At 71.2% G+C, this 13627-nt stretch carries 15 protein-coding genes; 14 read left to right on the top strand and 1 reads right to left on the bottom strand.

All coding sequences use genetic code 11. The features are described 5' to 3' along the window. The first annotated feature begins 96 nt into the window (after positions 1–96). The 11 genes from ACFYX0_RS24740 to ACFYX0_RS24690 all read left to right on the top strand — a co-directional run bounded on the left by ACFYX0_RS24740 (position 97) and on the right by ACFYX0_RS24690 (position 9416). Positions 97–939 carry a helix-turn-helix domain-containing protein gene (locus tag ACFYX0_RS24740; RefSeq protein ID WP_388973170.1) on the top strand — a complete coding sequence of 281 codons (843 nt, stop codon included), beginning with the start codon at positions 97–99 and terminating at the stop codon, positions 937–939. Next, complete coding sequence (locus ACFYX0_RS24735) at positions 921–1130, top strand: DUF397 domain-containing protein (protein WP_388973168.1); 210 nt, start codon at positions 921–923, stop codon at positions 1128–1130. Before ACFYX0_RS24740 ends, ACFYX0_RS24735 begins: the two co-directional genes overlap by 19 nt. 90 nt (positions 1131–1220) lie before the next feature. Beyond that, the gene (locus tag ACFYX0_RS24730; protein WP_388973166.1) at positions 1221–1982 is read left to right on the top strand and encodes a hypothetical protein; all 762 of its coding nucleotides are present in this window, start codon (positions 1221–1223) and stop codon (positions 1980–1982) included. Continuing rightward, on the top strand, positions 1979–2821 hold the full coding sequence (locus ACFYX0_RS24725; RefSeq protein ID WP_388973164.1) for a hypothetical protein: 843 nt from the start codon (positions 1979–1981) through the stop codon (positions 2819–2821). The genes ACFYX0_RS24730 and ACFYX0_RS24725 overlap by 4 nt, the downstream gene beginning before the upstream one ends. After that, positions 2818–3744 (top strand): hypothetical protein, encoded by a 927-nt coding sequence (locus ACFYX0_RS24720; protein ID WP_388973163.1) that lies wholly within the window; start codon positions 2818–2820, stop codon positions 3742–3744. The genes ACFYX0_RS24725 and ACFYX0_RS24720 overlap by 4 nt, the downstream gene beginning before the upstream one ends. A gap of 250 nt (positions 3745–3994) precedes the next feature. Next, on the top strand, positions 3995–4570 hold the full coding sequence (locus ACFYX0_RS24715) for an FABP family protein (RefSeq protein WP_311694413.1): 576 nt from the start codon (positions 3995–3997) through the stop codon (positions 4568–4570). Between the two features lie 453 nt (positions 4571–5023). Continuing rightward, complete coding sequence (locus tag ACFYX0_RS24710) at positions 5024–5641, top strand: hypothetical protein (protein ID WP_388973161.1); 618 nt, start codon at positions 5024–5026, stop codon at positions 5639–5641. A 14-nt stretch (positions 5642–5655) separates the two neighbouring features. Beyond that, on the top strand, positions 5656–7296 hold the full coding sequence (locus ACFYX0_RS24705) for a class I SAM-dependent DNA methyltransferase (protein WP_388973159.1): 1641 nt from the start codon (positions 5656–5658) through the stop codon (positions 7294–7296). Continuing rightward, positions 7293–7973 carry a restriction endonuclease subunit S gene (locus ACFYX0_RS24700; RefSeq protein ID WP_388973157.1) on the top strand — a complete coding sequence of 227 codons (681 nt, stop codon included), beginning with the start codon at positions 7293–7295 and terminating at the stop codon, positions 7971–7973. Before ACFYX0_RS24705 ends, ACFYX0_RS24700 begins: the two co-directional genes overlap by 4 nt. 29 nt (positions 7974–8002) lie before the next feature. Continuing rightward, positions 8003–8440 carry a Fur family transcriptional regulator gene (locus ACFYX0_RS24695; RefSeq protein ID WP_311694421.1) on the top strand — a complete coding sequence of 146 codons (438 nt, stop codon included), beginning with the start codon at positions 8003–8005 and terminating at the stop codon, positions 8438–8440. 10 nt (positions 8441–8450) lie between these two features. Then, a complete protein-coding gene (locus ACFYX0_RS24690; RefSeq protein ID WP_388973155.1) occupies positions 8451–9416 on the top strand; it encodes a YgfZ/GcvT domain-containing protein in 966 nt (321 codons plus the stop codon). Positions 9417–9471: 55 nt separating this feature from the next. Here the strand turns inward: ACFYX0_RS24690 and dtd are convergent, their stop codons facing one another. Beyond that, the gene (gene dtd / locus ACFYX0_RS24685; protein WP_388973154.1) at positions 9472–9897 is read right to left on the bottom strand and encodes a D-aminoacyl-tRNA deacylase; all 426 of its coding nucleotides are present in this window, start codon (positions 9895–9897) and stop codon (positions 9472–9474) included. Between the two features lie 263 nt (positions 9898–10160). Between dtd and ACFYX0_RS24680 the strand changes: the two genes are divergently transcribed. The 3 genes from ACFYX0_RS24680 (at position 10161) to ACFYX0_RS24670 (ending at position 13244) form a co-directional block, all read left to right on the top strand. After that, the gene (locus ACFYX0_RS24680) at positions 10161–10763 is read left to right on the top strand and encodes an AmfC protein (protein WP_355921218.1); all 603 of its coding nucleotides are present in this window, start codon (positions 10161–10163) and stop codon (positions 10761–10763) included. Between the two features lie 112 nt (positions 10764–10875). Next, positions 10876–11874: an asparaginase gene (locus ACFYX0_RS24675; protein WP_355921220.1), complete on the top strand. Its 999-nt coding sequence runs from the start codon at positions 10876–10878 to the stop codon at positions 11872–11874. Between the two features lie 86 nt (positions 11875–11960). Then, positions 11961–13244 carry a GNAT family N-acetyltransferase gene (locus ACFYX0_RS24670; protein WP_388973152.1) on the top strand — a complete coding sequence of 428 codons (1284 nt, stop codon included), beginning with the start codon at positions 11961–11963 and terminating at the stop codon, positions 13242–13244. Positions 13245–13627 lie beyond the last annotated feature (383 nt).

The following is a 13627-nucleotide window of genomic DNA, read 5'->3' as shown; positions in this document are numbered from 1 at the left end:
CTGAGCAGGGCCGGAAAGCCGTGGACGAGACCTCCTTCGCCGTCGCCCGGCACTTCTTCCACACCTTCCACGGCCGTCCTCCACGAGGGGAGCGCGATGCCGCCGCGACGGGTGATCACAGGGCGCAGCCAGGAACCGAGGAAGCGGTTCGCGGAGGAGCTCCGATTACTGCGCACCGAGCGGGGCGACAGCCTGCGGAAGCTCGGCGAGGTGCTGGGCTGGGACTGGTCCCTGTTCGGAAAGATGGAGAGCGGCCAGACGCTGGGCAGCCCCGAGGTGGTCCAGGCGCTGGACCAGTACTACGGAACACCGGGCCTGCTGTTGGCCCTGTGGGAACTGGCGGTGGGGGATCCGACGCAGTTCAAGGAGCAGTACCGGCGGTACATGATGCTGGAGGCCGAGGCGGTGAGTCTGTGGCACTACGGGGTGAGCAGGCCGCCGGGGCTTCTTCAGACGGTTGGATACGCCCGAGAGGCGCTCGCGGCGGGCGGCATCAAGGGGCAGGAGCTTGACCAGCAGGTCGAAGCGCGAATCGGTCGGCGGAAGCTCTTGGACGGGGACGATGCGCCGCCGTTTCGGGGCATTCTCTCGGAGGCAGTGCTCCGGACTCCGTTGCGGGAGGTGCGGGCGTGGCATGAGCAGTTGGAGTACCTGGTGGAGGCATCACAGCGCTCGAACGTCACGCTCCACGTGCTGCCGTTCAGTGCGGGCTCCCATGGCTTGGCGAGTACCGACTTGATGTTCCTGCGCTTGCTGGACGGCCGTACCGTGGCGTATGCCGAGAACGACGTACGCGGCGAACTGGTCGAGGAATCAAGCAGGGTTGAGCGTCTCCACCGCACATATGATGCGGTGCGCGACATGGCCTTGCCCCCGGCCGAGTCGCGAAAGTTCATCCTGCGGATGTTGGAGGAAGTGCCGTGCGAGCCATCGACCTGAGCGCCGCGACATGGCGCAAGAGCAGTTACAGCAACTCGGACGGCGGCCAGTGCGTAGAAGTCGCCCAGAACCTCCCCTCCGTCGTCCCCGTCCGCGACAGCAAGGTCCCCGCTCGCGGAACCCTCGTCTTCGGGGCCGCCGCCTGGGTCGCGTTCGTCGAGGCGGTCCGGGGAGACGACATCAAGTCGTGATCAACCCTCCGTACAACCCCCTGTGTTGACTGAGAGTCTCCTGTGAAGCGCGCATGCGGAATGCGCGCTTCGCTTTTTGTGGGGGATGTCTTGGAAGTACCCGATGAGGTACCCGAAGAGGTACCCGAAGGGGCAGGGGAGCTGCCTGAGCCCGCGCCCCGCGCCCGCCGTCGTGGCCGTACGGCGCTTCTCATCGCCACGGCCGCCGTGCTGGGTGTCGTCGCCGGCACCTGTACCGGCTACCTGATCCAGGCCGACCGGGAACCCACCCGGCTGCCCTCCTTGTCACAGCCCACGCTGCCGCAGGCCGAGGGGCCCGCTCCCGAGCCGCTGTCGGCCGCGCAGGATCGCCTGGTGAAGACCGACGGCGACCTGCGCAGGTTTCTGCTGACGAAGCCGCGTGGCGCCAAGGACGTGGAAGAGCTGAAGGGCGACGACGGCTGGTTGGGAATGGCGGCGTACGCCGAAGCCTTCACCGAGCCCGGCGCCGCCTTCGGGTCCTTGGTCGACGATGAGTTCCGCCGGGGCGCCGCCACCGGTTGGGAGACCGGCAACGGATCCGTCGTGGAGATCCGGCTGCTCCAGTACCGCCAGGAGGAGACCACGGGCGCTGCCGACAGGACCAAATCCCAAGAGGGCTTCGCACAGGACCGGCACGGCACCAAGGGCTGGCCGATCCCCGGCACCGGGGCGGGCATGGCGTACGTCCGCTCCAAGTCGGACACCGGCTACGGCGCCGAGGCCTTCGCCTGGCGCGGTGACATCGCCGTAGAAATCTTCATCGACTCGGCCGAGCCGGTTTCCAAGGCGCAGATCATGGATCTCGCCCAGCGGCAGTTGGAGCGTCTGTGAGCGAGAGCCAGGCAGATCAGAGCCGGGCGGAGGAAGGGCCGGCACCGAAGGAGCCCGTACGGCGGGTTCGCCGTGGCCGTGTCGCCGCGGCTGCCGGGGCGGTACTCGTCGTCGGCGCGGTCGTCGCCGGAGTCGGGTACACCGTCGTGACCGTCCGGGACGCCGACCGGCATGCCGGCGCTCCCCTCTGGACGTTCCCGGAGGACAAGGCGGCGGAGGCGAAGCCGGCCGCGCAGGCAGGCCTGGCCGGGATGCTCGTGCCGTACGAGCGCAGCTGGCAGCGCGGCCCGGATCTCGGTGAGTTCGGTTCCGACGCCCGGCTCAGCGGGGAGCAGGCCACCGCCTTGCGCAAGGAGGTGTTTCACGACCTGCCCCGCACTCAGCGCGAGCGGCTGGACAAGGAGATCGACAAGCAGCGCGTCCAGGGCATGGCCATGCGCAGCTACGTCCAGCCGTCCGGCGTCGAGGCGGTCGGCACCATCTACAAGGCGGACGGGGCCGTCACGGTGAGCATCGTTCTGACGCAGATGGAGGACAAGGCCGCCGTCCGTGACCTCTCGACGTTCCAGAACGAGTTCCTCGCGGCCCTGGACATCTTCCGGAAGGGTCCGGAGATCAAGGGCCACAAGAACGCCAAGTGCTTCCTGCCGCCCAAGGACGAGGACACCAAGGGCGAGGACGGCGACAAGGGGGTCGAGACGATGGCCTGCTCGGCGTACGAGGGGAACGTCCTGGTCGGCGTCACCGCGTCGGGTCCGCGTGACCTGCGTACCAAGGAGGTCGCCGCCCTGCTGACCAAGCAGCTCGATCGCATCAAGGAGCCGGGGGCGGCCGTATGACGGAGCAGGCGCGACAGCTTCAGGAGCGGGCAGGAATGCCGGAGGACACCGCGGCGCCGGAGCAGGCCGAGGCACGGATCCAGGCCGGGACGCCGCAGGACGCCACGGCGGCGGCGGCCACGCCGGTGGGGCCCTCTTCCGCCGACGGCCCCGAGCCGCCCAAGCAGCGGCGGGTGCTGCGGGCCGTTCTGCGGTGGACCGCCGCCGTGGTCGTCTTCGCGGCGGCCGGTGCGGGGACGGCGTACGGCATCACGCGCATGGAGCGGACCGACGTCCCGGGGCTGGCGACCGAGTCGGACGGGCGGTGGGACTACCCGCTGCTCAGCAAGCCGCCGCTGCCCTCCGGCAGCCCGGGGCCGTTCGCCGAGGACAATCCGGCGGGCGCCCACTACGCCGACCTGCGCGCCCTCGTCCTGCCGGCACCCGAGGGCGCGTCCGAGGACAAGGCGCTGAACGGCCGGGACGGCTGGCTGGCGACAAAGGACTTCCTGGCGGAGTTCGCCATGAAGGAGGACCGGACTGAGCTCGGGCAGAGCCTCACCGACCTCGGCCTGCGGCATGTCGCGGCCCGCGGCTGGACCACCCAGGACGGCACACGGACGCGCGTCTACCTGCTGCAATTCGGCACGGCGGAGGTCGCGCACCGGGCGAGCGAGGCTTTCGGCGGGGGGAACGCGCCCGAGCACGAGGTACGGGGCGCCGACGTGTCGCACCTGGACGCGGACTTCCCCAGCGAGGCCGAGGTCAAGGGGATCTGGCGCGTCGTCTACACCGAGGACAAGCCGTACGGCGACGAACAGGTCCGGCACGCGTACCTCCAGGCCGGCGACATCGTGGCGATGGTCGTCCAGTCCCGTAGGGGCGCGGCACCGGCCGTCCCCTTCCAGCAGACGGTGACCCTGCAGAGCCAACTGCTGGGCTGACCGCAGCCGATCCCGTGAGGACGTACCTCGAAAGGAGGACCGCGCCCCGGCCGCGTAAGCTGGGGCCCGGCCCTGTACGTACGTACCTCACCCCGCTCATTCGAGGAGCACCCCGTGGAGATCTTCTTCGAAACCCTGCTGGTCCTGGTCTGCGTCGGCGTGCTCGCCTTCGCCGGGCTGGCTGTGAAGAAGCTGTACCAGGGCCAGCGCTGACCCCCACACCCCCGCCGGACACGACGAAAAGCTGCTCATGATCGAGATCCCGTCCGACCTCCACAAGGACCTCGTCCCGCTCGCCTTCCTGCTCGGCAACTGGGCGGGCGCGGGCGTGCACGACTTCCCCGGTTCCGAGAAGTGCAACTTCGGGCAGGAGGTCTCCTTCAGCCATGACGGCCGGGACTTCCTGGAGTACCACTCCCACAGCTGGGTGCTGGACGGCGACGGGAACAAGGTCAGGCCGCTGGAGTCCGAGTCGGGCTACTGGCGGATCGACAAGGACCGCAAGGTCGAGGTCACCATGGTCCGCGACGACGGGGTCGTCGAGGTCTGGTACGGCGAGATGGCCGAGAAGAAGCCGCAGGTCGACCTCGCCACGGACGCCGTCGCCCGGACGGCGGCCTCGGGTCCCTACACCGGCGGCAAGCGGCTGTACGGGTACGTCAACAGCGACCTGATGTGGGTCGGCGAGAAGCAGACCCCCGAGGTCCCGCTGCGCCCCTACATGTCGGCCCACCTGAAGAAGGTCGTCACCCCGGAGGACGTCGAGCGCTGGGCCAAGGCCCTCCCGGACGACCTCCCGGACGACGGAATCGCCTTCTTCAAGTAGGAACAGGCTCACGTAGGAACAGACTCACGGGTGACTCGCCCGTTGCTCTCCCAGGGCCTCGCGGACCGTTCCGCGGGGCCCTGTTCCGTCCCTCCTCAGGGGTTAACAGATCGAACCGCATTGCAATGCACTTGTGGCGTCCTGTGTGTTGTGGCTACAGTGACGCATGACTTCGGGGTGGGGGCTTTGCCGGTTCGGGGCACTTGCCGGCCCGAACGCACGGAACCCCGGCCGCAATTCGTCTGCGGCCGGGGCTCCGAAAGCCGTGCTCCGAGCGGCATGCAGATGCAGAGGCGGACCCGGGGCGTACCGTGCCAAGATAGCACGCCATAGCGCGCTGTGCACGGGTGCGGGACGCAGTGTTTCCGCGACGATCGTCGAGACATCATCAGGGGGAAGAACGTGGCCAGTGACCTGCCCGCATGGATGCTGCGGGCGTTATCGGAGCCGCGCATGGCCCCCTATCTTCTGGCGGCGGACGGGGACGCCGTGGTCGGGGTGCGGCTGTACTGGTGGAACGTGGAGGCGTCGGCGGCGCTGTACGGGCCGCTGCACTGTCTGGAGGTCACCCTGCGCAACGCCCTGCACGATGTGCTCGCGGGACGCCACGGCAGGCCCGACTGGTGGTCGAGCGCGCCCCTGAACCGTCACGGTGCCCGGCTGGTCGACGAGGCCCGGCGCAAGTGCGAGCGAAGCGGGGCCGCTCCGGCGACCGTGGACGGGATCGTCGCCGAACTGTCCTTCGGCTTCTGGACATCGCTGGTGAGCGGTGCCCGAGGCTACGACCGAGGGCTCTGGGTGCCCGCGGCGCGCAAGGCGTTTCCGCACTACTCCGGCCGTCGTGACGCCCTGCACGACAGCCTGCTGTCGCTGGTCCATCTGCGGAACCGGGTCATGCACCACGAGCCGATCCACCACCGGCACCTCGCCGCCGACCATGCCAAGATCTACCGCGTGCTGGGGTACGTCAGCGCCGAGATGGCCGAGGAGGCGCGGGCCATGGACCGTTTTCCGGCCGTGCTGGCCGCGCGGCAGGACGCTCTTCGCGGAGCCAGGCCCCACCGGTTCTGAGACCAGGAGACGCTGTGACCGACTTCGACAAGCGGCCCGGTGACGAGCCCGGCGAGGGTGTGCGCGACGTGTTCGTCTCCCGGTCCGACATCGCACGGCTGGCCGGGGTGCGGCGCCCCGCCGTCACCAACTGGGAGCGGCGCCACCCGGATTACCCCGAGCCGGTTGCCGGGGAGAGCGGGGACACGGAACCGGAGAGGTTCCACGCGCGGGAGGTGCTGGCCTGGCTGTCCCGGCGGACCGTCCCTGCGACCGCGCTGCGGCCCGGCGAGCCGACGGGCACCACCTACGGTGACCGGTTCCGGGCCGGGCTCACCGGCGGCACCGCCGGTGGGCTGCTCAAGACGGTGGAGCGGCTCACGGGACCGGACATGGACCGGCTGCGCGGACCGATGTCACCGCCCCGCTATCTCGAATGGCTGCTGCACCTCGTCTTCCTCCGCCTCGCGGAGCCCGACGCCTGGCCCGCGACGGTGGAGGGTTTCCACTCGGCCGACCGCGAGTTCGACTTCCCCGAGAAGCACTTCCCCCGCAGACAGGTGGGCGGGCTCAAGGAGTTCCTCGACAGCAGTCCGACCGCATCGCCGGCCGAGAGCCGTTGCGCCTTCGAGCACGTCCTCACCCGGCTGCGTGATGCGGAGGCCGGTGAGGGCGGTGAGTACTACACCCCCCCGTCCGTCAGCCGCGTGATGGCCGGCGCCCTGGCGGCCGTACAGCCCGGCGCCCGGCAGCCCCACGACCCGTACTGCCGCAGCGGAGAACTGCTGGCCGCCTACCTGGACGCCGTGGCTGCGCCGGGGAATCCGGCACGGCCGCAGGTCAGCGGCCGGGTGCCGCAGCCGCGGGCGCTCCGGCTGGCCCGTATGAACGTACGGCTGCACGGCGCGGACGACGCACGGCTGGCCACCGGACCGGTTCTCCCCGCACTCGACCCGGCCGACCCGCCAGGCGCCTTCGACCTGGTGATCACCAACCCGCCGTTCGGCGGCAGGGTCCCGGCCGACGTACCACCGCCCGCGTACTGGACGTACGGCCCGGCGCGCCGCACCGAGTACGACTGGCTCCAGTACGCCGTCTCCCGTCTGAGGCCCGGTGGCCGCGCGGCCGTGCTCATGCCCAGCGGCGCGGCCTTCACCGCCGGTGCCGCCCGCAGGATCAGGACCTCACTGGTCGGGGCCGGTGTCCTCGAGTGCGTGATGGCCCTGCCCGCGGGGCTCTTCGAACGGACGGCCATCAAGACGCAGATCTGGTTTCTGCGCGCCCCCGGCGCACCGGAGCGCGAGGTGCTGTTCGTGGCGGGGGAAGGGCTCGGCCACAGTGTCTCCCGGACCCGTCGTGCGCTGTCCGACGACGACGTCACCCGGCTGGTCGCGGAGTACGCGTCCTGGGCCGGGGCCGGGGAGGGCGGACGCGTTCCCGCCGGAACGCCCGGGCTGAGCCGCGCGGTGGCGCCCGCGCAGATCGCGGCGCACGGCCACGCGCTGGACCCCTCGCTCTATGTGCGCGCCGCCCCGTCGGCGGCATCCGGTGCCGGTGACCCGGCCGCGGTGCGAGACCGGCTGGCCAGGCTGGGCGAGGAGATCGAGACGCTGCACGCGCGGGCGCGGGCCGCCGACTCCGCCGTGGCGGAACAGCTCAGGAGGTACGGACTGTGACGTCGGCCAACACGCATCCGGACCCCGCCTGCGGGGAACCGCAGCCGCCGGAGGGCTGGCAGCGCCCTTCGCTGGGGGACCTGTGCGCGTCCATCCAGGCGGGCCCGGGCCTCGCCGGGAGGGAGAGCGGGAAGACGGCGACCGCGGACGGCGTACCGCTGGTGCTGCCGCGCGACCTGTCCGGACAGCGGATCGTTTCTCCCGAGCCCGCCGTGGTGCCCTGGAGCGCGGCGCGGACGCTGGAGCGGTACCTGCTCGCCGAGGGGGACATCCTGATCACCCGGACGGGCACCGTCGGCAGATGTGCGCTGGTGACGCCGGAGCAGTGCGGCTGGCTCTACCATCCCAACCTGGTCAGGCTCCGGCTCCGCCCTCGGGAAGCGGGCTCGCCCGGGGCGCGGGCGGCGTACGTGACCGCGTACCTGAGCTCGGCGGCCGCCCAGGACTGGATCAGGGCGCGCGCGGCCGCCGCGGTGATCCCCTCGGTGAGTGCGCGAACCCTGGGCGAGCTGCCGGTGCTCCTGCCGCCACCGGCGGAGCAGGAGACGATCGGTGCCACGCTCGCCGCGCTCGACGACAAGGTTCGGGCGCACACCGAGATCGCCCGTGCCACGGGTGAGTATCGCGCCGCCCTCGCCGAGGCCCTGATGTCCGGAGCGCTCGCAGCCGGACCCTGATGCGGGACGCCGGTCCTACACTGGGTGCTGTGGTGAGCACCGACTGGAAGAGCGATCTGCGGCAGCGCGGCTACCGGCTGACCCCGCAGCGGCAACTCGTGCTCGAAGCCGTGGACACTCTGGAGCATGCGACCCCCGACGACATCCTCGTGGAAGTGAGGAAGACGGCGTCGGGGGTCAACATTTCCACGGTGTACCGCACCCTGGAGCTGCTGGAGGAGCTGGGGCTGGTCAGCCACGCCCATCTGGGGCACGGCGCGCCGACGTACCACCTCGCGGACCGGCACCACCACATCCACCTGGTCTGCCGCGACTGCACGAACGTGATCGAAGCCGATCTCGACATCGCCGCCGAGTTCACCGCGAAGCTGCGCGAGACGTTCGGTTTCGACACGGACATGAAGCACTTTGCGATCTTCGGCCGGTGCGAGGACTGCTCGGTGAAGAGTTCAAATACCGCGTCGTAGGCTTGGATCCATGAAGAGCCCCCTGCTGTCCCTGCCCGGCGCGGTCCCTGCCGAGGGCGTGGACGAAGGCGTCGCCGCCCACTACGGCGACCTGTTCCGTGAGCAGCGCGCCCTGGCCGACGGCTCCGGATTCGTGGACCTCTCGCACCGCGGTGTCCTCACCGTCAGCGGCGAGGACCGGCTGAGCTGGCTGCATCTGCTGCTCACCCAGCACGTCAGCGAACTGCCTCCGCACCAGGCCACCGAGGCTCTCGTCCTCTCCGCGCACGGCCATATCGAGCATGCGCTGTACCTGGTCGACGACGGCGAGACGGTCTGGGCCCATGTGGAGCCCGGCACCCAGGACGCGCTGATCGCGTACCTGGAGTCGATGAAGTTCTTCTACCGTGTCGAAGTCGCCGACCGCACGGACGACTTCGCCGTCGTGTATCTGCCCGCCGGCTCGATCGCCGAGGTCCCCGAGGGCGTCCTGGTCCGCGAGACGGCGTACGGCCGCGATCTCTTCCTGCCGCGCGGGGACCTGGAGCTCTACGCCGGGAAGAGCGGCCCCGCGGCCGGCCTGCTGGCGTACGAGGCGCTGCGGGTCGAGCAGCATCGGCCCCGCCTCGGCTTCGAGACCGACCACCGCACCATCCCGCACGAGCTGGGCTGGATCGGTTCGGCCGTGCATCTCCAGAAGGGCTGCTACCGCGGTCAGGAGACGGTCGCGCGCGTCCAGAACCTGGGCAAGCCGCCGCGCCGCCTGGTCTTTCTGCACCTGGACGGCAGCGAGGTGCATCTGCCGCCGCACGGCACCGAGCTGCGGCTCGCGGACGAGGGCCCGGACGGCCGCAAGATCGGGTTCGTGACGACGTCGGTACGCCACCACGAACTGGGCCCCGTCGCCCTCGCCCTGGTCAAGCGGAACATCCCGGTGGACGCCCCCCTGATGGCGGACTCGACGGCGGCGGCGCAGGAAGTCGTCGTGGAGCCGTAGGGCTCAGAGCTTCCGGAGGCCGGTAGGGCTCAGAGCTTCCTGAGGCCCGTAGGGCTCACATCTCCAGGAGCACGGTGAACGGGCCGTCGTTCGTCAGCGACACGCGCATCTGCGCACCGAACCGGCCCGTCGCCACCGTCGCGCCCAGCGCACGCAGCTGGGCGACCACCTCTTCGACGAGAGGCTCGGCGACATCGCCCGGGGCGGCCGCGTTCCAGGTGGGGCGGCGGCCCTTGCGGGCGTCGCCGTACAGCGTGAACTGGCTGATCACCAGCAGCGGCGCGTCGATGTCGGAGCAGGACCTCTCGTCGTGCAGCATGCGGATCGACCACAGCTTGCGGGCGAGCTGGGCCGCCTTCTCCTTGGTGTCCTCGTGCGTGACCCCGACGAGTACGCACAGCCCCTCGCCGTCGATCTCGCCGACCGCCTCGCCGTCCACGACGACACTCGCGCCGTCCACTCTCTGCACCACCGCACGCATGGGGTCCATGATGCCGTGCGGCCCGAAGGCCCTGTACGGGCACCCGGGAGAGCGTTCAGGGACCCGGGGGAGCGTTCCGGGACCGGTCGGTGAAAACCGGACCGGTGATTTCTTATGAGGGCATTCTTATTGCCCCTTAACACCTCCATCCGGGGCAGATCGGTGGCACTCGGTCACGCGACGGTGGCATGGAGTGGCACGATGCGTGTGTCGCGGCCCATCCGTGGGGGGTGCCGCGCCGGTCGAGGGGACGGTAGAGGTACATGAGCACATCGAGTACCGGGCAGCCACCCGGGATTGTGGCGCCCGCCGTGTCGGGAGTTCTGGGACAGCATCGGGCGCCCGTGCAGCGCACGGACAGCCCCCTGGCCACCGACCCGCCCGGGCACGATCTGTCCGCACTGCGGCTGAGCGAGGTGCGCGCGCTGCGCCGGGACGCCCAGCGGGACGAGGCCGACCTCAGCTATGTACGACGGCTCCTCCAGGGCCGTATCGACATCCTGCGGGCGGAGCTGGCCCGGCGCGGCGGCCGGGCGGCCCCCGAGGGCGTCATGGAGCGGCTCGCGGAGATCCTCCGGGACGCGCCCGCCCGCCAGCGCTCCTCCGCCCGCCATGTGACGGTCGGCACACCGCACGGAGAGGAGTACCGGCGGCTGGCGTCCCGGATGCTCGGCGAGGTCGAGCTGTCGGACCTCCAGGCGCGCACGGACGAGGAGTTGGGCGCGGGGATGATCCGGCTCGTGGGATACGAGCGGCAGGTGTCCCGGCGACGGCAGCACCTGCAGCGCACGGCGGACGACTGCAGTGCGGAAATCGCGCGCAGGTACCGTGAAGGGGAAGCGCAAGTAGACGACCTGCTCATGTGACGCGAGGGCCCTGGCGAACCCGGGGCCCCGAGTGTGCACGAGGGCGCTCGCCGGGCCGGAGAACCTCCGGCCGGGCGTCGCCGGGCGGGTCCCGTCCCGAAGGCCATCGCCCATGTCGACGTCCGCCCAGCCCACCGTCCCCGCCCAGTCCACCCCGTCCGCTCCGTCCCCCGTGCCCCCGGTGCTCGCCGAGGTGGTGCGCTCCGGGTTCGTCGAGGGGCGGCACCGCGGAAGCCTGGTACTGCTGGCCGCGGACGGTTCCGTGGAGTTCACGCTCGGGGACGCGAACGCACCGGTCTTCCCCCGGTCGTCCAACAAGCCGATGCAGGCGGCCGGCGTGCTGCGCGCGGGCCTGGAGCTGACCGGGGAGCGGCTGGCGATCGCCGCCGCGAGCCACTCCGGCGAGGCGTTCCACCGGGAACTCGTACGGCAGATGCTGGCGGAGCACGATCTGACCGCCGAGCGGCTCCAGTGCCCGCCCGACCTGCCGCTGGACCCGACGGAGGCGGAGGCGTACCTCGCGTCGGGGGCCGTGCGGGACCCCGTCACCATGAACTGCTCCGGCAAGCACACGGCGATGCTGGCGGCGTGCGCGCTGCGGGGCTGGCCGCTGGACTCCTACCTCGACCCCGCGCACCCGTTGCAGCAGCTGATCCACTCGGTGGTGGAGGAGGCGGCCGGGGAGCCGGTGGCGGCGGTCGGCACGGACGGCTGCGGGGCCCCGCTCATGGCGATCAGCCTCGTCGGCCTGGCCCGCGCCTTCCGCTCCTTCGTCCTCGCGACGCCGGGCACGGCGGAACGCCGGGTGGCGGACGCGATGCGGGCGCACCCGGAGTACGTGGCCGGCACCCGCAGGCCCGACACCTGGCTGATGCGCGAGATCCCGGGCGCCCTGTCGAAGATGGGCGCGGAGGCGGTACAGGCGGTCGCCCTGCCCGACGGCCGGGCCCTCGCCTTCAAGGTGGACGACGGCGGCACCCGGACGCTGGGCCCGATCCTCGCCCGGGCCCTGACCCTGATGGGCGTCGAGGCCCCGGTGGTGACCCGGATCGGCCGGGCACCCCTGCTGGGCGGAGGCCGGGAGGTCGGCGCGATACGCGCGGCTTTCTAGCGTCCGTCGCCCGGCACCCGACCGGCGCATTTCCCCGGCCCGCATATTCGGGCGACAGCCCTGCCGCCACCCCCTAGCGTGTGCGCATGAGCCGCCCCGAGGACATCGACGTCCGCGCCATCACCGAGTCCGAGATCAAGGAGTGGAACCGGGCCCTCGCGACCGGTTTCCTGCGTCCTCCGGAGGTCTCGGACCACGACGTCGCGTATCTGGCCACGTACCTCGTCCCGTCCCGCACCCTCGGCGCCTTCGACCGCGGCGCCCCCCGCTCCCCGGGCGGGGGGACCCCCGTCGTGGCCACCTTCCGCTCCTTCCCGCAGGAGCTGACCGCGGTCGGCGGCACCCCGGTCCCGGCCGACGCGATCACCAACGTCTCCGTCACGGCCACCCACCGCCGCCGTGGCCTGCTGAGCCGCATGATGGCCCTCGACCTCGCGGCCGCGAAGGAGCGCGGTGACGTCGTCGCCACGCTCATCGCCGCCGAGTACCCGATCTACGGCCGCTTCGGCTTCGGCCCGGCCACCCACACCGCGCAGTGGGTCGTCGAGATCCCCCGCACCGGCCTCGACCGCCACCGCCCCGTCCCTGACGACGGCGGCCGGGTCGACCTCGTCGACGGCGCCGCGGTGCGGGAGCTGGGCCCCGCACTGCACGAGCGCCTGCGCGGCGGCCAGGCCGGTGCCATCGACCGCTCCGAGCGCTGGTGGCAGGTCACCACGGGCGCGATCCGGATCGACGCCCGGCCCTGGACCGAGCCGTTCCACGCGGTGTACCGCGGGCCCTCGGGCGCCGTGGAGGGCCTAGTCACCTATGTGTGCGAGAACCGCTGGGGCGACGACAAGAAGCCCGGCGGCGACGTGACGGTCAAGAGCCTGATCGCCACGGACCCCGCCGCGGAGCGCGCCCTGTGGCACTACCTCTGCTCGATCGACTGGGTCACGACGGTACGGTCGGGTCACCGCGCCCCGGACGACCTGCTGCCGCATCTCCTGCCCGACCCCCGCGCCGCCCGTCTCGTCACGCACTCGGACTGGCTGTGGGTGCGGATCCTGGACGTCGTACGGGCCCTGGAGGCGCGGACGTACGCCACTGCCGGCGCGCTCGTCCTGGAGGTCGTGGACAAGGCGGGGCTGGTCGGCGGCCGCTACCGGCTGGAGGCCGGGCCGGACGGCGCGCGGTGCACCCCGACCGACCAGGAGCCCCAGCTGACCCTGCCCGCCGCCGAGTTGGCGACCCTGTGGCTGGGGGACGAGTCCGCCGTGCGGCTCGCGGCGCTAGGGCGGCTGCGGGAACAGCAAAAGGGCGCCGCCTCCGTGGCCGACGCCCTGCTGCGTACGTCCAGGCGGCCGTGGTGCCCGGACATCTTCTGAACCCTTCGGGGCTCGCTCGCGGGTGGCGCTCCTTCCGTGCGGGTGGTGGCTGCCGTGCTGTGCATCCGTAGCTGTTCGGTTGTGGGTGCCTTTCGGCTGTTCAGTTGTGGTGGTGAGGTGGTTCCGGTGGTGCGGGCCGACCGAGCTCCCGGCTCCCCTCCGGAAGGGAGTCCGGACGGCCTGACTGCCGGAGCCTGAACCTCCGGTCAGTCGGGCTGGGCGAGCGACGTCTTGAGCCGGGTGACCAACCTTTCAAAAGGGTGACCACGTCGTTCAATACCGCTCAAACTCGCCCAACTTTCATCGAAGTTGGCGACCAACTTCAACTGAGTTATCTCCGCTTGGAGTCGTCTCATAACCACCTTCCGGTGAACTGCCCAAAG

The organism is Streptomyces sp. NPDC002573 (assembly GCF_042889625.1).
GTDB classification, from domain to species: Bacteria; Actinomycetota; Actinomycetes; order Streptomycetales; family Streptomycetaceae; genus Streptomyces; species Streptomyces gibsoniae.
This window is presented reverse-complemented; position numbering and strand designations above follow the sequence as displayed.